The sequence below is a fragment of the Gaetbulibacter aquiaggeris genome (genome assembly GCF_044003965.1).
GTDB classification, from domain to species: domain Bacteria; phylum Bacteroidota; class Bacteroidia; order Flavobacteriales; family Flavobacteriaceae; genus Yeosuana; species Yeosuana aquiaggeris.
In genome coordinates, this window is sequence record NZ_JBAWKC010000001.1 from 826,851 (window position 1) to 848,105 (window position 21,255).

The window sequence follows — 21,255 nt, forward strand, 5'->3', positions numbered from 1 at the left end:
TAAAGATTAAAATAAAAACTTATGCTTTTTTAGATCGAATACTTTCAATTACAACTGTTACTAGTATTAATGAACCACCAAAAAAAGTATTCCAAGTAGGGATTTCTTTCAGGAAAAAGTAAGCCATTATAATGCCTAAAACGGGTTGTAAACTATTAATGATACTGGCGGTACTCACCGAAAAGTATTTTAAACTATGAATAAACATAGAATGACCAATAGCCGTCGTGATTAATGCTAATAAAATAACATAAGGGTATTGGGTGGTGATATTACTGATATCCATAGTCAGCATAAATGGAATTAGTAATACGGATAAAATCAAAATTTGGTGCATCATAAGCGCTGTCCCACTGTACTGACTTATATGACGTTTCAAAGTAAGATTCCGCAAAGCGTAACATAGGGCCGAAAAAAGACCTAATAAAATGCCTTTTACTTGACTGCTTTCAAAGTCAAATTTAGGTGCGAGAATATAAATACCTATTAAAACAATAATGCCTAAAAACACATGAATAATATTTAGTTTAGTTTTAATAAATAATGGTTCCAATAAAGCGGTAATAACAGGAAACGTAAAAAGGGAAAGCATGCCTAAAGCCACATTTGACATTTTTAAAGCATAGAAATAGGTGATCCAATGCGTTCCTAAAAGAACCGCACTTAATAGGATAGTTGAAAAGTCTTTTTTTGATTTAATTTTAATGTCGAACTTTCGGTATCTGCAAAATAAATAGAGAAACAAACCTCCTAAAGCACTTCTACACCAAATGATTACTGGTGTAGGTAAATCAATAAATTTACCTAATACGCCCGAAGTACTTATAAATAGGGTGCCTATTAATAGTTCAAGAAGGTGGTTGGTATGCTGGTTTTTCATTTATTTAGAAAGCTCAGCATAATACTTATAGAAATATGGAATGGTTTCAATGCCTTTATAAAAATTGAAAACTCCAAAATGTTCGTTAGGTGAATGAATGGCATCGCTATCTAATCCAAATCCCATTAAAATGGTTTTACTTTTAAGTTCTTGTTCAAATAAAGCAACAATAGGAATACTGCCGCCACTTCGCTGTGGAATTGGTTTTTTTCCAAAGGTTGCCTCATAAGCCATGGATGCCGCCTGGTAACCAATGTTATCAATAGGCGTCACATAACCCTGACCGCCGTGATGTGGCGTTACTTTTACTTTGACGCCTTTTGGAGCGATACTTTCAAAGTGTTTTGCAAAAAGCTTAGTAATTTCTTCCCAGTCTTGATGTGGTACTAAACGCATAGATATTTTGGCATGTGCTTTACTGGCAATGACGGTTTTCGCACCCTCTCCAATATAACCGCCCCAAATACCATTAACATCTAGTGTTGGTCTTATGGAATTACGTTCGTTGGTTGTATAACCGGCTTCTCCGTAAACAGACTCTATATCTAAAGCTTTTTTATAGTTTTCTAATGAAAACGGCGCTTTAGCCATTTCTGCCCGCTCTTCTTGAGTAAGATTTTCTACCTTATCATAAAATCCGGGGATGGTAATATGATTATTTTCATCATGTAGTGAAGCAATCATTTTTGTTAATACGTTAATTGGATTTGCCACAGCACCGCCATATAATCCAGAATGTAAATCCCTATTGGGTCCTGTAACCTCTACTTCAACATAACTTAATCCGCGTAAACCAGTCGTTATAGAAGGCACATCATTGGCAATCATTCCTGTATCTGAAATTAGAATGATATCATTTTTAAGTTTTTCCTGATTGGATTTCACAAATTTTGAAAGATTGACACTTCCAACTTCTTCCTCACCTTCAATCATAAACTTTACATTACATGGAAGCTGATTGGTTTTTGTCATAAACTCCAGCGCTTTAACATGCATATACATCTGGCCTTTATCATCACAAGCGCCTCTGGCAAATATGGCACCTTGCGGATGTGAGTCCGTTTTTTTAATCACTGGTTCAAATGGCGGAGAAGTCCAGAGCTCTAATGGGTCTGCTGGTTGCACATCATAATGTCCATAAACCAAAATAGTTGGCAAGTTTTTATCAATAATTTTTTCACCATAAACAATAGGGTACCCTTCAGTTTTACAAATTTCCACATGGTCACAACCGGCCTTTTCAAGACTGATTTTTACAGCTTCAGCAGTTTTTAAAACATCATTTTTATAGGCTGAATCAGCGCTTATTGATGGAATTTTAAGAAGCTCAACAAGTTCATTTAAAAAACGCTCTTGATGTTCTTGAAGGTATGATTTTATGTTTTTCATGTTTAAAATGGTATTTATTTCAAAAGTAATAAAATTTGAAGGTTTTTAAGAGGTATGTGTTTGCAATTTAAAAATCTTGATTATATTTGCAATCCTTTTGCGGGCGTGGTGGAATTGGTAGACACGCTAGACTTAGGATCTAGTGCCGTGAGGTGTGGGAGTTCGAGTCTCCCCGCCCGCACCAAAAAGGAAAAAGCCAGGATGGAAATCTTGGCTTTTTTTATTTAAGTTTAATTTGGACTAATTCAAATAATTTCAAATTAATTTAGCTTAAATAGTATGGCTTGATAGGGTTTAAGACTGATCGTGTTTTCAGTAGCATCAACGGTTTTATAATTATTTATTAAGGGTTCAAGAATCATTTTAATTTCCGGTAATTCAATTTTTGATTCGTGATTCGTAAAATTAAGCAACACGAGTATTTTTTCAGTATTTAAAGTTCTGGTGTAGGCATAAATATCCGGGTGTTCGGCTTGTAATAGGTCATATTTGCCATAAACTAGAACCTCATTTTCTTTTCTGAGTTTCACCATTTTTATAAAGTGATTGAGCACACTATTTGGGTCTTTATTCTGCGCTGAAACATTTATGTCTTTATAATTGTCATTAACAGGTAGCCAAGGTTCTCCTGAAGTAAATCCTGAATTTTTTGAATCATCCCATTGCATAGGAGTTCTGCCATTATCTCGAGAAAGAAAGTTGAGTTTTTTCATAAATAACGCCATGTCTTCACCATCGGAAAGCGCTTTTTTATATCCGTTGAGCGCTGCAATATCTTTGTATTGCGAAATAGAATCAAAATTAATGTTGGTCATTCCAATTTCATCTCCATAGTATATGTATGGTGTGCCTCTCATACTTAATAAAAAAGTATTAAGCATTTTTGCCGAAACGTCTCTAAATTCTGGACTATCATTTCCAAATCTGCTGACTATACGCGCAACATCATGATTGGAAAGAAATATGGAAATCCATCCGTTTTTAGCAAATGATGTATCCCATTTTGTAAATACTTCTTTTAAATTGGCTAAGTTGTAACCATCTAGTGAATTGACTAAATCAACACTTTCAAAATGGTAGGCCATTTGCAGTTCATTTCTACTGGCATCAACAAGATCATGCGCGTCTTTTAAAGTGCTGCCAGCACCTTCTGAAACGGCGAAAACATCATATTTACTAAGAACTTGATTATACATTTCTTTTAAATAAGAGTGCAAATTTGGTCCCATACCATAATACTTAATGATTTCTTTCTGATAACCTTCCGGTAACTTTGGAAAGGTTGTGTCTTTGCTTACAAATTGAAAAGCATCTAAACGGAAACCGTCAACTCCTTTATCTGCCCAGAATTTCATAATGTCATAAACCTCTTGTCTAACTTTTGGATTTTCCCAGTTTAAGTCGGGTTGCTTTTGTGAAAAATAATGCAAATAATAAGCATTAGTTATTGAGTCATATTTCCAGGCTTCACCTTTTTCGTCAAAAAAGCTCCAGCGGTAATTAGGTTTTCCATTTTCTGCTGGCCACCAATGGTAGTAATCTCTATAGGGGTTATCTCTTGAACTACGTGATTGCTTAAACCATTCATGTTCATCACTACTGTGATTGACTACCACATCCATAACAAATTTAATACCTCTGTCATGTATTCCTTTTAGTAAATTATCAAAGTCTTCCATGCTGCCAAATTCTTTCATGATAGCTCTGTAATCACTTATATCGTAGCCATTGTCGTCATTGGGTGAATCATAGATTGGATTTAACCAAATCATGTTTACTCCTAAACTTTTTATATAGTCTAGTTTTTCTATGATACCATTTAAATCGCCAACTCCATCTCCATTAGAATCTTTAAAACTTCTAGGGTAAATCTGATATACAACACCTTCTTTCCACCAGGCTTTATCAGGAACTATTGATTTTTCTTTTTGTTTATTATTTGAACATCCCATAATTACTAATACAATCAAAAAATTAATCAATATATTTTTCATTATTTTGTTATTGAAAAGTTTAAACACTAATTAGGGTAACAATAAGTAAATAAGCTTTTTTTATAAAGCAGATAAATACGAAAACAATTTCATAATATTTTTCTGAATTGGTAAATAAAATACCTAAAAAAGAGTGAATAATAAACCGATAACGTTTTCGGTTTAGATTAAAGATTAAAGATTATTTAGTTTGTTTTGTTAATTTTCTGGTAGAATTTCTGGGAACAATATAGGTAGGTATTTCAATTATTTGGGGAATGATTTCCTCTCCTTTTTTTAAGGTACAAATATCTTTATACAAAAGTTCAAAAGCTTGTTGCCCCATTTCAAACCCTGGCTGATGCACTGACGATAATGTGGGTGTGGTAATTTTTGTTAAAAACCAATCACTAAAACCCATTACAGAAACCTGTTCTGGAACAGGAACTTTAAGTTCATTAAATCTCTTTAAAACACCAGTGGCCAATAAATCTGTAAAAGCAAAAACACCGTCAACATCTTCATGATCCTGGATTATTTTTTTAGCAAGTCTAAAACCTTCTCCATATGTCAAGTTTTTGCATCTATAAACTAAAGCGTTGTCAAATGGGATATTATTTTTTGCCAAGGCTTTTTTATAACCTATAAATCTATCAATGGTAGTTTGAGGCTTTAAATCACCTCTAATATGTGCAATTTTTTTGCACCCAGAGTCAATAAGGTATTGAGTGGCATTAAAAGCAGCTTTTTGATCATCAATAATGACTTTTGATGATTTAATTAATTTTGAAATTTTATCGTATAACACGATCGGAATCCCTTTGTCAATAACTTGTTTAATATGTTTGTGTTGCGTAGTATCATCAGAAAGTGATAATAAAATACCATCAACATTTTTGTTCATGAGTAATTTTAAATGATTTTTTTCTTGTTCAAAAGATTCGTTGGTTTGAAGCACAATGACCAAATAACCTCTTTTTTCAGCAGCTTTGATACAACCAGAAATGATATTTGAAAAAAAATGATGAACAATTTCAGGAATGATTAAACCAATAAGTTTAGATTCTTGGTTCCTCAACCCTTGAGCCAAAGAATTAGGCTGATAGTTTAAACTAGTTGCCAGATCCACAACTCTTTTTTTTGTGTTTTCATTAATGTCAGGATAATTCTTTAATGCTTTAGACACCGTTGCTGTCGATAATCCTAAAATTGCGGCTAATTTTTTTAATGTGGTTTTAGGCATCTTATGGTTAAATAAATAAAACTTTGGTAGATTCAAGTGTGCATAAAAATACGTTACAATTTTTTAAAAAAGGAAGATGAAAAGACTTTTTTTTTTGCATAAGAATTATGTATTTTCTAAAAGGCTATTGTCAAATTATTGATTTATTAAGTTGAAATTGTATAATTAGTAATTACTTAGCATGATATTTCCATTAATGATAACCATATGGGGCTCATTTTCATAATTTAACATGTTCCGAAAACGATTTCGGTAAAAAAAAGCGGGTTTTTCCTCTCTTTTTTTTTTTTTTCTGTTTAAAAAATGACATATTCGCCCTTTAGTTAACTTTATTTTAACACTATCTTAAATGTCAAATAATTAATAAACTAATTTTATCAACTAACTCAAAATGAAAAACAAATTACTTAAGAAGCTTTTGCTTCCGCTGGCTTTGCTATTGGGAAGCTTTATTTACGCGCAGACAGTTACTGGGACAGTATCTGATGCATCAGGACCACTGCCAGGGGTAAACGTGCTGGTTAAAGGCACGTCTGTTGGAACCGTAACAGATTTTGATGGAAATTACACCATTACTGCAAATAGCGGTGCTACATTGGTGTTTTCTTTTATTGGATACTCAACTCGAGAAATCGTTGTTTCTGGTTCAACCCTTAATGTGACTCTATCGGAAGATGCGGCGCAACTTGATGAAGTTGTGGTTATAGGTTATGGAACAACTACTGTTAAAGATGCTACTGGTGCTGTTAGTTCAGTTAGATCAGAAGACTTTAACAGAGGGGTTATTTCGTCTCCAGAACAATTAATTCAAGGAAAGACTGCTGGTATTCAAATAGCTCAGACGAGTGGTGAGCCTGGAGCAGGAATTAACATACGTATCAGAGGTACGGCTTCTATCCGCTCTAACAACAATCCACTCTTCGTTGTGGATGGTGTTCCTTTAGCAGGTGATGATACATCAGCTGGTTCGGCAGATTTAGGATTTGGATCTAAAGGAGCTTCAAACCCTTTAAATTTCCTTAACCCAAATGATATTGAAAGTATTAGTGTTTTGAAGGATGCTTCTTCTACAGCTATCTATGGATCTAGAGGAGCAAATGGAGTAGTAATTATTACAACTAAGACAGGAAAGGGTGTTCAAGGGCAATCATGGGAGTATTCTTCTAATGTTAGCGTGTCATCTATAAGAGAAACATATACACTATTAAAAAGAGATCAGTTTTTAGATGCAGTTGACCAATTTGGTGGTGATTCAGAAGCAGCAGATGCTGGAGCTGATACAGATTGGCAAGACTATATTTTTAGAGATGCCATATCAATTACAAACAATTTGGCATTCAATAGCAATTATGATAATGGTTCAGTAAGAGCCACTGTTAGCTATGGTGATCAAAAAGGTGTTGTTAATGGTTCTGGTTTAGAAAGATTTACTTCTCGATTAAATGCTGAACATCGTCTTTTTGATAATAAACTGAAATTAGGAATTCAAACTACATATTCTTTTGAAAATAATAGAGGGCCAGGTTTAAGCTCAAGTGCAGGTTACCGTGGAGATCTTATAGGGGCTGCTTATTCTGCAAACCCAACATGGCCTACAGATCCAGATTATGCAGATCCAGCAGGATTAGCTACACCAGCAGCTTTTGCTACTTATGTAAAAAACAGAACCTATGTTAATAGATTTCTTTTAAATGGATATGCTGAATATAAAATAATTCCAGAATTAACAGCAAAAGTTAACTTGGGATATGACCAATCTAACTCAGACAGAAATATTGCAGCTAGTTCGCTTGGTAGAAATCTTGCAAATGATATTACTGGTGCTGGAAGAGGCTTTCTTGGAACTGTAGATTCTAAAAACCATTTGTTAGAGGCTACACTAAATTACAATAAGGAGTTTGGTAATTCTAAATTAGATGTATTAGCAGGATATTCATTCCAAGATTTTAACAGAAGCGGGAAAAATGTTTTAGCACGTGGATTTAATGTCACTGGAATTGCAGAGATGTATGATGTGGTTAATAATGCTTCAGATTTAATTGAATCGGGCCTTACTGGTAGTTACCAACAATATGCAATAGCACCAAATGGTAATTTTGTTAATAGATTGTTTCCTACTCCTGCTACAGATAATTTAACTACTCCATCAAATCTGGGTGTAACTAGTATTTATGGTGATTTTTTTGATACTACTGATGAAATACAGTCATATTTTGCCCGAGTTAACTATACCATAGCGAATAAATATTTATTTACAGCAACTATTAGAGCTGATGGATCTTCACGTTTTTCTAAAGATAACCAATATGGATATTTCCCTTCAGGAGCATTTGCATGGAAAATTAACGAAGAAGATTTTATGGGTGATACATTCTCAACGCTTAAATTACGTCTTAGTGCTGGTATCACAGGGAACCAAGATGGTTTAGGGTATGGTAATTATTTGCGTAGAGAACGTTACGGATCACTAAACATCCAAGATGGAGGAAATATCAACAACCCAGGCTTGGTGAATGTTGCGTTTGCTAACCCAGATTTAAAATGGGAAGAAACAGTGTCTTATGGTGTTGGTCTGGATTTTGGATTTGGTAATGACCGCTTAAGTGGTAGTATAGATGTTTACAGAAAAGAAACTAATGATTTATTGTTATCAATTACAGCTGCACAACCATCGCCTCAACCATTCTTCTTTCAAAATTTAGATGCTACGGTATTAAATCAAGGTGTTGAATTTGCTATTAACTATGGTATCATTGAGCAAGAAGATTTTTCTTGGGATGCTAGTTTTAATGTTTCTTATAACAAAAATGAATTGCAAAATTTTAAAGGGCAAGTTCAAGCAGGAACTATTTTTGGTCAAGGTTTAAGTAATGCCTTCGCTCAAATGCTTGCTGAAGGTCAACCATTATTTTCTTACTTTTTAAGAGAGTTTGAAGGGTTTGATTCCAATGGACAACCTATAGGGGATGTTCAAAAGTTTGTCGGTAAATCGGCATTACCTGATTTTGTTGGAGGATTATCAACCAATTTATCTTATAAAAACTGGGATTTTTCAGCTTATTTTTCTGGACAATTTGGAGCATATATCTACAATAACACAAGAAATGCATTCTTTACGGCTGGTGCTATTGCTGGTCAACGTAATGTCACTCCAGACGTTTTAACTTCTGGTGAGTCTGGTGCGGCTGAAGCTGCGGTGTCAACAAGATTCTTGGAAAGTGGTGATTTTGTTCGTTTACAAAATATGTCTTTAGGATATAACTTCAAACTAAAAGAGAACGCCAAATTAAAAATGCTGCGTTTATCATTGACAGGTCAGAATTTATTCGTTGTTACACCTTATAGTGGCCCAGATCCTGAGGTTAGTACTCAGGGACAAGGTCCATTGAATGGTCTGCCTACAGCAGGAATTGATTATGTATCTTATCCTAACCCAAGAACATTCACTTTAGGATTATTCGCTAAATTTTAAAAAAAAATAAAAATGAAAAAAATATCAATTAATATTAACTTGCTTTTTAGCCTTTTGGCTATCGTAGCACTATCATCTTGTACAGATTTAGAATTGATCGCAGATGATTCAATTATATCGCCAGATACCGGAGAAGGGTTTTCTGGTGTAGCTGACCCAGCTGCCAGTTTGGGTAACATTTATGGTCAATTTAATGGTATTTACGGAGGTCAAGAAAATGTTTATGCATTAGCTGAAGTGACTTCTGATGAATATTTGGTTCCGACTCGTGGAACAGACTGGGGAGACAATGGTATTTGGAGACAATTACATTTGCATTCTTGGGATCCAACACACAAATTCATATTGGATACGTGGAACTCATTTAATCAAATGTCATTCAATTGTAATGAGGTTATAGACGCTAGAAGTAACTCTACTGCCCAACAGGTTGCTGAAGCTAAATTTGTAAGAGCTTATGCTATGTGGGTGATTTTAGATAATTTTGGTAAAGTCCCTTTTAGAGATGTAGATGAAGGTCCGGAAATTAGCCCTAGAGTCCTAAGTAATACAGAAGCTTTAGATTTTATATTGGCAGATTTAGAGGCAGCTATTCCAGACTTGCCATCAGTAGGTCCAAATGGAGCTACAAATAAAGCCAATAAAGCGGCGGCATACTTCTTAAAAGCAAGAGTATTGTTAAATGCGGGTATTTACAGAGGAGGTACTAGTCCTGAAGCAGGAGATATGCCAGGAGTTATTGCAGCAGTAGATGCTATAACAGCTCAGGGTTATAGTTTACAAGATGGCTATTTTGAATTATTTGATGGTACTGCAAACAATGAGCGTATTTTCTATTGTGATGCAGGTGTAGGAAGCAGAATGTGGAAAGGCTTACACTACAGCCAAGGTCACCCTCAAAATGCAGGTGGTGGTTGGAATGGGTTTACAACATTGGCCTCTTTCTATGATTTATTTGAAGGTAATCCAAATTCAAATTATGTTGGTGATGGTCAAGAAGAACGCAGAGGTTGGGTTCCAGATGCGTCAACAGCTAATTCTGATAATAATGGTTTTGGTTATGGATTCTTAATTGGACAACAGTACAATGCTTCTGGCTCACCTCTTATTGCCAGAAAAAATGCGCCATTGGTATTTACAAGAGAACTACCAGGACTTATAGGTAATAGTGATGTTACTGGTATTCGTGTGTTGAAGTATTCACCAGCTAATGATCCCGCTAACGGAGCTTATTACTCTGGATTATTACTTTTTAGATATTCTGATGCTTATTTGATGAAAGCTGAAGCTATGATGCGCAGCGGAAATGATGTTACAGGTATGGTAAATATCTTAAGATCGCTTAGAGGTGCTGCCGAATTAGGAAGTGTTTCTGAAAGTGAAATGTTAGAAGAACGAGGTAGAGAATTATATGATGAACATGTAAGAAGAACGGACTTAATTCGCTTTAATAAGTTTTCTGCTACATGGGAATTTAAAGATAATACGGATGATACTAGAAGATTGTTCCCAATACCAACAAATGCAATATTATCAAACCCTAATTTAGAACAGAATCCTGGATATTAATTGAGGTTTTAAAGTTTTAATCTAATACAAAGAGGACGTTTTTCAATCCTCTTTGTTTGGTTATATAATAAATGTGGGTTACTATTAGTCAAAGTCAAATTGTTTTAATAATTTGAAATAGATTTTAAAAAGTAACCCATATTTTATTTTGTATCTCATTTGTTTTTTAAACTTCTTGATGCAAATAAATATTGATTATTATAAAATATGCGGTCCTAATTGATGTTTATTTTACAGTAAAGAACAAACGATTATTAATACCTTAGAAATGATAAATTTTTTTAAACAGATCAAATTTTCACTTATCATTATTGCAAGTTTTAGTGTTATATCCTGCAATGAATCTAATAAAACTCAATCTTTAGAAGATGAATTAAAAAATAAATTATTTGTTTTAACTAAACCAAGTGAAACAGGAATTGATTTTATTAATAAAGTTGAGAATGAAAGTGATTTTAACATTTTTAAATACAGGAATTTTTATAACGGAGGTGGCGTTGCTATCGGGGACATCAATAATGATGGACTTGCAGATGTCTATTTAACCGCAAATAGAACTAAAAACAAACTGTATCTAAATAAAGGAGATTTTAAGTTTGAAGATATTTCAATAACCTCAAATGCAGCAGGAAACAAATCATGGTCAACAGGTGTTGTCATGGTAGATATCAATGCCGATGGTTGGTTAGATATATATGTTTGTAACGCAGGAAACATACAAGGTGATGATCAGAAAAATGAATTATTTATTAATAATGGCGATTTAACTTTTACAGAAAAAGCAGAAGAGTATAATCTTGCAGATAGCGGATTTACAACACACACAGCATTTTTTGATTATGATGGCGATGGCGATCTAGACGCCTATATTTTAAACAATAGTTTCATACCTGTTAATAGTTTGGGATATGTAAATAAGAGAGAGCTGAGAGGGGAAGACTGGGATTTACCTGAAATTTTTAAAGGAGGTGGTGATAAGCTAATGAGAAATGATAATGGCAAATTTGTTGATGTAAGTGAAGAAGCCGGAATTTATGGTAGTTTAATAGGTTTTGGATTGGGTGTTAGTGTTGGAGATGTTAATGCTGATTTACTTCCAGATATCTATGTGTCAAACGATTTTTATGAGCACGATTATCTGTATATTAATAATGGAGATGGAACCTATAAAGAGGATATAAAAAACAGAATGTCTCATTTAAGTTTATCTTCAATGGGATCAGATATGGCAGATATTAATAACGATGGCAGGCCGGAAATATTTGTCACCGATATGTTACCTGAAAGTGATGAACGTTTAAAAAACACAAGTGATTTTGAAAGATACGATGTTTACAAGCTTAAAAAAGATCGGGATTTTTACAATCAATATATGCAAAACACACTTCAGTTAAATAATGGAGACAACTCTTTTTCAGAGGTAGCTTTTTTTAGTGGTATTGCACAAACTGATTGGTCTTGGGGAGCCTTGCTTTTTGATATGGATAACGACGGTTTTAAGGATTTGTACATTTCAAATGGAATAGTTCACGATTTAACAAATCAAGATTTTATAGATTTTTTTGCTAATGAAATATACCAAGGCATGGCTATTTCTGGTATTAAAACATCACAAGATTCCATTATAAATAGTATGCCAAGTAATCCAATAACTAATTATGCATATAAAAACAATATGGACTTAACCTTTAAAAATGAAACCGATAATTGGGGGTTTAAGGTTCCTAGTTTCTCTAATGGAGCAGCTTATGGTGATTTAGATAATGATGGAGACCTCGATCTCATAGTCAATAATTTAAATATGCCCTCATTTGTCTATAGAAATAATACAAAAAATAATTATTTAAAAATAAAATTAATAGGAGAAGCTCCAAATACCTTCGCTATTGGAACTGTTGTTGAAGTATATGTAAATAAACAAATTATTAGACAAGAACTTATCCCGTCTAGAGGTTTTCAGTCGTCAATGGATTATGTAATGACTTTTGGTTTAGGTAATAATCAAAAGGCAGATTCTCTAAAAATTATTTGGCCAAATAAAAAAGTACATCGTATTGGAGAAACTAAATCGAATCAATCATTAAAATTTAGTTTAAACCAAGCGCAGGAGCATTATAATTTTAAAGAGCAAAAAGTACCAATAACATATTTTGAAGAAATTCAAAATGATTTAATAACGCATCATGAAGATTCTTATATAGACTTTAATTATGAAGGATTAATTCCAAAAATGCAGTCTAGAGAAGGTCCTGCACTTGCCGTTGGAGATGTCAATAATGATGGTAATGACGATGTTTTTATTGGCGGTGCGTTCAAACAAACAGGCCAATTGTATTTACAAAATAGTAAAGGCAAACTAACACCATCAAAATTTACGACCGATGCACTTTTTGAAGATACTTGTGCCGTCTTTGTTGATATTGATAATGATGGTGATAAGGATTTATTAGTAGGTTCGGGAGGAAATTTTCAAGAAGCCAGAACGGGTGTTAGAGCTTATATAAATGATGGTAAGGGAAATTTTAGTGACTATAAAATTGTAGAACGCACGAATACTAATATCTCGACCATAGCACCAAATGATTTTGATAATGATGGCGATGTAGATCTTTTTGTAGGAAGCTTGAGTGTTGTTGGAACTTATGGAGTAAATCCGGAAAATTTACTTTTAGAGAATGATGGAAAAGGAAACTTTAATAATGTGACTTCAGCTAAAGCTCCAAAACTTAAATCTATTGGGATGACAACTAGTGCAATATGGGCAGATATTGATAAAGATAATATAAAAGATTTAATTGTAGTTGGAGAGTGGATGTCTCCCAGACTATTCAAGTATAATGGATCAGTTTTTAAAGAGATTGAGACTAATTTAAAAGAATATTCAGGTTGGTATAATACTGTAGAAGCTAAAGATTTAGACAATGATGGAGATATTGATTTAATATTTGGAAATAGAGGTTTAAATTCAATTTACAAAGCCGATAAAGAGAATCCTGCTAAAATGTTTGTGAATGATTTTGATTCAAATGGAACCATTGAGCAGATTTTTACACAAACAGTAGATGGAAAAGATAAACCAATTCATCTTAAAAAAGAATTAACAGGTCAAATAACGTCATTAAAAAAGCAAAATTTAAAATATAGTGAATACGCTACAAAATCAATTCAAGAACTTTTTCCAAAAGATATTATTTCTAGTTCTAGCGTAAAAAATATAACTATGTTTTCAAGTTATGTAGCCTATAATAATGGCAACGGAAACTTTACTGTTAGAGGGCTTCCAAGCGAAGCACAATTATCATGCATTTGTAAGATTATATGTGATGATGTTAATAAAGACGGTATTACCGATTTAATTCTAGGAGGAAACAATTTTAGTTTTAAACCACAATTTTCACGTTTAGATGCTATTCAAGGTTTAATATTATTTGGACATCAAGATGGAAGTTTTACTAAACAATCTAAAACAGGTTTTAAGGTTAATGGTGAAATTAAAGAAATGGCGTGGGTAACAAATACATCAGGAAAACGCTATTTACTAGTTGGTATTAATAATGAACAACCAAAAATATTCAAGGTAAATGACTAAAAAAGTCATGTATATTATTGTTTTGGTGCTGGGGTTTGGTTGCTCCAAAAATGAAGCACCAAAACTGCTTTCGCGTATAGAAAAAGAACACACTAAAGTAGAGTTTGTTAATAAATTAGAACCAAATAATAATTTTAATATTCTAGATTATCTATACTATTATAATGGGGGAGGTGTAGCTTTAGGAGATGTTAATAATGATAATCTGGTTGATGTGTTTTTTACTGCAAATCAAGGTAAAAATAAGCTTTACATTAACAAAGGAAATTTTGTTTTTGAGGATATTTCTGAAAAAGCAGGTGTTCTAGGTAATTCTGACTGGAACACGGGTACCGTGATGGCTGATGTTAATGGAGATGGGTTTTTGGATATTTATGTATGTGCTGTTGTAGGGCTTCATGGACTTAAAGGAGCTAATGAGCTCTATATAAATAACGGGGATAATACGTTTAAAGAAGAAGCTGCAAAGTATGGACTTAATTTTAAAAATTACAGTACAACGGCATCCTTTTGTGACTACGATAATGATGGGGATCTCGATATGTATTTGCTCAACCATGCAGTTCATAGCCAAAACTCATTTGGCAAGGTTGATATTCGCTATAAACGAGATCTAAAAAGTGGAGATAAATTGTTAAGAAATGATGGTGATACATTTTCAGATGTAAGTGAACAAGCAGGAATTTTTGGTGGAGCAAATGGGTATGGGCTTGGTATTGCAACTCAAGATTTTAATAATGATGGCTATGTAGATTTATACATTAGTAATGATTTTCATGAGGATGATTATTATTATCTTAATAATGGAGATGGAACTTTTACAGAACGGCTTAAAGAAAAATTTGGAAAAACGAGCCGTTTTTCAATGGGGAGTGATGTAGCTGATTTAAATCACGATGGCTTCACCGATATTTTAACTTTGGATATGGAACCTGCTGATGAAAAGGTTTTAAAATCTTCAATGGGTGATGAATCTGTAGACATGCTAAACATGAGAACAAAGTATTTAGGGTACCATTATCAGTATGCCCGTAATATGTTACAGATAAATAATGGCACAAAATTTTATGAAACTGCTTTGTTTAGTGGTTTATCAGCCACTGATTGGAGTTGGTCAGCATTGTTCAGTGATTTTAACCAGGATGGTGAACAGGATGTGTTTATTTCAAACGGAATTCCAAAAAGGCCTAATGATTTAGATTATATAAAGTTTACTTCTAATGATGAAATAAAAGCAACACTGAACCAATCTCATAAACTAGATAAGGAAGCTCTAAATTTAATGCCTTCGGGTGCAGTTGCCAACTGTATTTTTGAAGGTCGAAAAAATCTATCATTCAAGGATCAATCTGGGATTTGGATTTCAAAGGATACTTTGATTTCTAATGGAAGTGCTTATGCCGATTTAGATAATGATGGAGATTTAGATATTGTTACAAACAACATCAACGCACCTGCTAGCTTTTATCAAAATAACATAGATTCTACTTCAAATTATTTAAAACTTAAATTCAAGTATAATAAGGGTAATAATTTTGGTATAGGTACTAAGGTGATATCCTATCATAAAGGTATAAAACAATATAAGCAATTATTTACAACAAAAGGGTTTCAATCTTCTTCAGAACCGATTATTCATTTTGGTTATGGTGACACTAAAATAGTAGATTCTATGACTATTATTTGGCCAGATAATACTTTTCAAACGGCTGTAAATATCAAAGTAAATCAAACATTAACAATGGAGCCTGTTACCAAGCGTTTTGCGTTTAACTATTCCAAATTATCTACAAAAATAAAGACTTGGTTAACAAAAGTAGATAGTATAAATGGGTTGCATTTTAGACATGTTGAAAATAATTATATTGATTTTAACCGTCATAAGTTGATTCCATATCAAATTTCAGATCGTGGTCCTGCCACGGCTGTAGGTGATTTAAATAATGATGGAAAGGAAGATATTTTCTTCGGAAGTTCCCGGAACCAACCATCAGAATTGTTTGTTCAAACAGATGATGGTTTTGTGAAAAAGGATCTTTCTGTTTTTGAAAGTAAAAAGTTAAATGAAGATGTTTCTGCATCTATAGCAGATTTTAATAAGGATGGGTTAAATGATCTATTTATAGCCACGGCTGGTGGCGAATTTTATAATGAGGCCGAACCATTGCAAGATGTACTTTACCAAAATAAAGGAGATTTGAGTTTTGAAAATGTGAAGTTGCCGAACTTTTATGAAAACGCCTCCGTTGTTAAGACTATTGATATTGATAATGATGGCGATTTGGATGTTTTTATTGGGGGTCATGCCGACGCATTAAATTTTGGAGAATTACCAAATTCATATATTTTAACCAATGAGAAAGGGCATTTTACCTTAACACAAATGGGTAAATTTGGAATGGTTACAGATGCTATTGCAACAGATTTTAATAACGATGGTCTAACCGACCTGATTTTAGTTGGTGAGTGGATGCATCCTACGTTCTTAAAAAACAAAAATGGTGCTTTTACAGATATTTCTTCAACGGTACTAAAAGAAAGTTTGAACGGGTTATGGCAAAGTATCGCCGCTTTTGATATTGATAATGATGGAGATGAAGATTATATATTGGGTAACTTTGGATTGAATTCAAAGTTTAAAGCCACTGAAAAGTTTCCAATGAAAATGTACGTTAGTGATTTTGATAACAATAAATCAATAGAAACTATAGTAGCTATTGAAAAAAACAAAAAATATTTTACTCTATACGGGTTGGATGAATTAGCTGGCCAATTAAATTATTTGAAAAAAAAATATACCTCCTATAAGGATTTTGCAGGCCAAACAGTTGAAGAAATTTTTGGTGTTAAGGCTTTAAAAAAAGCAAATATATTAACCGTAAATACACTAGCATCTGGATATTTAAAAAATGACCATGGAATCTTTTCATTTCAACCATTTACGGAAGTTGAATTGCAGTTAGCCCCTATTACAGAAATTTTAAAATTTGATTTTAATGCTGATGGGAAAGATGATATTTTATTAGCAGGTAATTATTTTGGTGTAATCCCTTTTCAAGGAAGATTTGATAGTTTTTCAGGGGCCATTATACAAAGTAATGGAGGGTACATTCCAGCAGAGCAATTAGGTATTGATCTTTCCCAAAAATCAGTTAGAGGTTTAAATATCATCTCCTTCAAAGGGCAAAACTATTTATTAGTAACAATCAATAATGATAAAATGGAGATTTACAAAATCCAGAATTAAGCAACTTAAAAAAATAAACTTTAATAGATGCAATTAAAGAAAACCAAATACATAATAGTTTTAGTTCTTTCAGGGGGGTTAATTTGGTATTTATTAATAAAACCGCATGATTATATCGTGAGATTTAAAGCCGAAACTTCTCCTGGAACGCTGTTTAGAGGGTTGGAAGAGTGGAATATAATAAATCAAAAAACAGATTCATTTAATTATGTTTTAAACGATAAAAAACCTTTTGAGTCTTTTGAAGAAACTGTTGAAGCCAATAAATTAAAATTACAACTAGATTGGAAAATTGAAGCTCTTGACGATACTATTTCTGAAGTAAAGGTTGGGATTACAGAGAAGGGTCGTTCAATTTATAATCGTTTAACGGCACCTTTCATTAAAACCCCCTTTAGGAAGAAATCTATTGATTTAATACAAGATTATAGGAAATGGATTGACTATCAATTAAAAAATAAGTTTAAGGTTAAAATCTATGGCCTAGATACGATTCCTGAATTATCATATGCTTATATCAATTTGAAGCATGTAAAAATGGAAGATAAGGCTAAAGAAATGATGAATAGCAATTCGTTTTTCATGAATTTTTTAAATGAGCATAATCTTAAAAAAGGAGAGTACCCTTTTGTTATGGTTAATAATTGGGATCTAAATAACAACCAAATTGATTTTAAATTTTGTTTTCCTATTAACGAAAGAGATTCTTTACCTTTAAATGAAGAGATAAAATATGGTAAGATTAAAAAATCAAAACTTGCGCTGAAAGCTATATATAATGGGAATTATGTGACTTCTGATAGAGGTTGGTTTGGATTATATGAATATGCCAAAAGACATGATATTAGTATTAACAATCGACCTATTGAATTTTTCTATACAAATCCATTTTATGGAGGAGATGAACTTCAATGGGTTACAGAAATATATATGCCAATAAACTAAACAGAGACTTATTTTACTAAATAGGTGAATACCCCTCAAAGTATTAGCGAAAATTAGTAAATAGGATATAATAAGAATAAAACATTAGAGACGAATACAATGAACCATTTAAAAACTAAAATTTATCTATTACTGATTATTATTGTTTTTGCTAGTTGTAGCAAACCTGCAGAACATATAAAAGTATCCCCAGAACTATTTCATCAGGCAATAGACAGGGTTATGGAAATTCAGATCCATGATATTTTTTCACCTCCGGTGGCCAGTAGAATATTTGTGTATCCTAACATTGCGGCCTATGAAATATTAGCAAAAAAAAGCACCAAATTTAAAACGCTTGTAGGAACTTTGAATGGGTTTGAATCCATCCCTCAAGTTGATAAATCTAAAGAGGTTAATTTAGAATTAGCGGCTATCATAGCTCATATGGAAATCAGTAAAAACTTAATTTTTTCAGAAGAAAAAATGTCTTCCTTACAAGATAGTTTGTATTTGGCTTGGGGAACAACTAACAAACAAGAGTTTGATCAATCAAAAGCATATGCCTTTGAGGTAGTAGATCATATGAAAAAATATATGGCTAAAGACAACTACAATCAAACCCGTACTATGTCTAAATTTACAGTAGACACGGATGATCCTTCTCGCTGGCAACCAACACCGCCTTCTTATATGGATGGTATTGAGCCACATTGGAATGAGATTAGACCCTTTTTATTAGATTCTGCACAACAATTTAAACCAGAACCACATCCTGAATTTTCTTTGAAGAAAGGGACAAAATTCTTTGAAGAGTTAATGGAGGTGTATAATGTGAGTCAAGAAATTACTAAAAACGGGGATGAATCAGAAGAAATTGCTATTGCAAGATTTTGGGATTGTAATCCTTTTGTTTCAGTTACCAGAGGACACTTTATGTTTGCAACCAAAAAAATATCTCCGGGCGCTCATTGGATAGGAATTACAAAAATAGCGTCAAGAAAAACAAATTCAAATGTTGAAGAAACAGTAAATGCGTATACAAAAACATCTATAGCCATTGCGGATGCTTTTATTAGTTGTTGGGATGAAAAATATAGAAGTAATTTGATACGACCAGAAACTATTATCAATCAAAATATAGATCCGGATTGGTTGCCCATTTTACAAACACCACCATTTCCTGAATATACCAGCGGGCATTCTGTCGTTTCTGGAGCGGCCTCTGTTGTTTTAACAGAAATATTTGGAGATAATTTCTATTTTGAAGATGATACTGAATTACCCTTTGGATTACCTGTCAGAAATTTTAAATCGTTTTATAATGCGTCAAGTGAAGCGGCAATTAGCCGTCTGTACGGAGGAATACATTATCGTGCAGCTATTGAAAATGGATTAAAACAAGGAAAAGCTTTGGGGCATTTTGAAGCTGAAAAACTTAAATTATAATATTTTATATAAAAAAAGATAGCGCCTTATTTAAGCCCATGATTGGGGAAAAGTTAACTTATTATTCAGTTTTCAAAAAAGTACAGATATATTAGGAACATTGTAAACTTTCAACCATGATTATTGATAGCGAACTAAATATTAAAACAGGAAAAATATAGACTATGAAGTTAACTAAACCAACCTTATCTTTTTGGCAAATCTGGAATATGAATGTCGGATTTCTAGGAATCCAATTTAGTTTTGGATTGCAACAAACGGCTGTAAATCCAATTTTTTCTTTTTTAGGGGCTCATCATGAGGATTTACCGTTATTAAATTTGGCGGGACCAGTAACTGGTTTAATTATTCAGCCTATTATTGGAGCTATTTCAGATAAAACTTGGTCGCCTCGTTGGGGTAGAAGAAAACCTTTTTTTATGATAGGGGCCATCATTGGAAGTTTATGTTTGTTTGCCTTTCCTTTTAGCCCGGCATTATGGTTTGCAGTAGGTCTTTTATGGATTTTAGATGTAGGGAATAACATGGCGATGGAGCCATATCGCGCATTTGTTGGTGATAAATTACCAAATATGCAATTGAGTTTTGGATACCAAATGCAAAGTCTTTTTGTAGGTGCCGGAATTGTTTTAGCGAATGCGTCTATATTTTTATTTCAGGACTGGTTTGGCGAAGGAGGTGCTGAAGCTACAGATAAGATACCGACCTGGTTATATTATTCGTTCTTTATTGGAGCAATATTGTCTGTTTCTACCATATTGTGGTCGGTATTAAAAACACCTGAAATACCACCTTCGGATGAAGAATTGAAAGATATAAACAGGCACAATGCCCTACCATTTGTAGATAGAATTAAGACACCTTTTTTTGAAATTGTGGATGCCATTAAAGAAATGCCCAATTTTATGTGGAAGTTATCCGGGGTTTATTTGTTTCAATGGTACGCATTATTTGTTTATTGGCAATTTATAGCGCCCTTATTTGAGGAAACTATGAATTTTGATAAATCGCAGGCTTTGAGTCAGGCCGCAAAAATGAATACGACTTATAATGTGTCTACTATTGTTGTTGCACTTGCTTTAGTGCCTTTAGCGTTGAAATTTGGAGGTAAAAAGGTTTATGTGTTCAGTTTGTTTTTAACTGGTATTGCCATGTTATCCATACCTCATATTCAAGATCCGTTTTTAGTGATATTACCCATGATCTTATTTGGTGTTGGTTGGGCCGCAATGATGGGTATTCCCTATTCTATGGTGTCTAAAATTGTGCCTCAGGAAAGAAGAGGCGTATATATGGGGATATTAAATATGATGATCGTAATTCCTATGGGCATTCAAACCATAACTTTTGGCCCGATTGTAAAAAATCTTTTAGGGAATAGTGCGGTAAATGCTATTTTATTAGGAGGGGTATTTTTTATTATTTCCGGGGTTTTAGCGCTGCGTTTGAAGGAACCGAAATCAGATAATGGAGATCATTCTGTGATGCCGGCTGGCGGAGGTCATTAATTTTTTAAAAAC

General features: G+C 33.3%; 11 protein-coding genes and 1 tRNA gene. 8 read left to right on the forward strand and 4 right to left on the reverse strand.

Features of this window, described 5'->3' with window-relative positions:
- Positions 1–19: 19 nt before the first annotated feature.
- Both V8G56_RS03490 and V8G56_RS03495 read right to left on the reverse strand, forming a co-directional pair.
- Positions 20–880 carry a DMT family transporter gene (locus tag V8G56_RS03490; RefSeq protein ID WP_395437069.1) on the reverse strand — a complete coding sequence of 287 codons (861 nt, stop codon included), beginning with the start codon at positions 878–880 and terminating at the stop codon, positions 20–22.
- Complete coding sequence (locus V8G56_RS03495) at positions 881–2,269, reverse strand: dipeptidase (RefSeq protein WP_395437070.1); 1,389 nt, start codon at positions 2,267–2,269, stop codon at positions 881–883.
- Positions 2,270–2,368: 99 nt separating this feature from the next.
- Between V8G56_RS03495 and V8G56_RS03500 the strand changes: the two genes are divergently transcribed.
- Positions 2,369–2,453 (forward strand) — tRNA-Leu (locus tag V8G56_RS03500).
- A 76-nt stretch (positions 2,454–2,529) separates the two neighbouring features.
- On the opposite strand, the gene V8G56_RS03505 is transcribed toward V8G56_RS03500, so the two are convergent.
- A complete protein-coding gene (locus V8G56_RS03505) occupies positions 2,530–4,263 on the reverse strand; it encodes a glycoside hydrolase family 13 protein (protein WP_395437071.1) in 1,734 nt (577 codons plus the stop codon).
- A 181-nt stretch (positions 4,264–4,444) separates the two neighbouring features.
- Positions 4,445–5,485, reverse strand: a complete 1,041-nt coding sequence (locus V8G56_RS03510) for a LacI family DNA-binding transcriptional regulator (protein WP_395437072.1) — start codon at positions 5,483–5,485, stop codon at positions 4,445–4,447.
- A gap of 391 nt (positions 5,486–5,876) precedes the next feature.
- Between V8G56_RS03510 and V8G56_RS03515 the strand changes: the two genes are divergently transcribed.
- The 7 genes from V8G56_RS03515 to V8G56_RS03545 all read left to right on the forward strand — a co-directional run bounded on the left by V8G56_RS03515 (position 5,877) and on the right by V8G56_RS03545 (position 21,243).
- Entirely contained in the window at positions 5,877–8,957 is a 3,081-nt protein-coding gene (locus V8G56_RS03515) for a SusC/RagA family TonB-linked outer membrane protein (protein ID WP_395437073.1), read from the forward strand.
- 12 nt (positions 8,958–8,969) lie between these two features.
- Positions 8,970–10,526, forward strand: a complete 1,557-nt coding sequence (locus tag V8G56_RS03520; RefSeq protein ID WP_395437074.1) for a RagB/SusD family nutrient uptake outer membrane protein — start codon at positions 8,970–8,972, stop codon at positions 10,524–10,526.
- 268 nt (positions 10,527–10,794) lie between these two features.
- Complete coding sequence (locus tag V8G56_RS03525; protein ID WP_395437075.1) at positions 10,795–14,115, forward strand: VCBS repeat-containing protein; 3,321 nt, start codon at positions 10,795–10,797, stop codon at positions 14,113–14,115.
- Positions 14,108–17,362, forward strand: a complete 3,255-nt coding sequence (locus V8G56_RS03530; protein WP_395437076.1) for a VCBS repeat-containing protein — start codon at positions 14,108–14,110, stop codon at positions 17,360–17,362. The genes V8G56_RS03525 and V8G56_RS03530 overlap by 8 nt, the downstream gene beginning before the upstream one ends.
- A gap of 27 nt (positions 17,363–17,389) precedes the next feature.
- The gene (locus V8G56_RS03535; protein WP_395437077.1) at positions 17,390–18,307 is read left to right on the forward strand and encodes an AraC family transcriptional regulator; all 918 of its coding nucleotides are present in this window, start codon (positions 17,390–17,392) and stop codon (positions 18,305–18,307) included.
- Between the two features lie 99 nt (positions 18,308–18,406).
- Positions 18,407–19,735 (forward strand): vanadium-dependent haloperoxidase, encoded by a 1,329-nt coding sequence (locus V8G56_RS03540; protein WP_395437078.1) that lies wholly within the window; start codon positions 18,407–18,409, stop codon positions 19,733–19,735.
- A gap of 164 nt (positions 19,736–19,899) precedes the next feature.
- Entirely contained in the window at positions 19,900–21,243 is a 1,344-nt protein-coding gene (locus V8G56_RS03545; RefSeq protein WP_395437079.1) for an MFS transporter, read from the forward strand.
- Positions 21,244–21,255 lie beyond the last annotated feature (12 nt).

What these genes read in the sequence shown, in the direction of transcription:
- V8G56_RS03525 (WP_395437075.1), top strand. Translation starts at nt 10,795, where the DNA reads ATGATAAATTTTTTTAAACAGATCAAATTTTCACTTATCATTATTGCA.
- V8G56_RS03505 (WP_395437071.1), bottom strand. Translation starts at nt 4,263, where the DNA reads ATGAAAAATATATTGATTAATTTTTTGATTGTATTAGTAATTATGGGA.
- V8G56_RS03495 (WP_395437070.1), bottom strand. Translation starts at nt 2,269, where the DNA reads ATGAAAAACATAAAATCATACCTTCAAGAACATCAAGAGCGTTTTTTA.
- V8G56_RS03545 (WP_395437079.1), top strand. Translation starts at nt 19,900, where the DNA reads ATGAAGTTAACTAAACCAACCTTATCTTTTTGGCAAATCTGGAATATG.
- V8G56_RS03540 (WP_395437078.1), top strand. Translation starts at nt 18,407, where the DNA reads ATGAACCATTTAAAAACTAAAATTTATCTATTACTGATTATTATTGTT.
- V8G56_RS03515 (WP_395437073.1), top strand. Translation starts at nt 5,877, where the DNA reads ATGAAAAACAAATTACTTAAGAAGCTTTTGCTTCCGCTGGCTTTGCTA.
- V8G56_RS03530 (WP_395437076.1), top strand. Translation starts at nt 14,108, where the DNA reads ATGACTAAAAAAGTCATGTATATTATTGTTTTGGTGCTGGGGTTTGGT.
- V8G56_RS03520 (WP_395437074.1), top strand. Translation starts at nt 8,970, where the DNA reads ATGAAAAAAATATCAATTAATATTAACTTGCTTTTTAGCCTTTTGGCT.
- V8G56_RS03490 (WP_395437069.1), bottom strand. Translation starts at nt 880, where the DNA reads ATGAAAAACCAGCATACCAACCACCTTCTTGAACTATTAATAGGCACC.
- V8G56_RS03510 (WP_395437072.1), bottom strand. Translation starts at nt 5,485, where the DNA reads ATGCCTAAAACCACATTAAAAAAATTAGCCGCAATTTTAGGATTATCG.
- V8G56_RS03535 (WP_395437077.1), top strand. Translation starts at nt 17,390, where the DNA reads ATGCAATTAAAGAAAACCAAATACATAATAGTTTTAGTTCTTTCAGGG.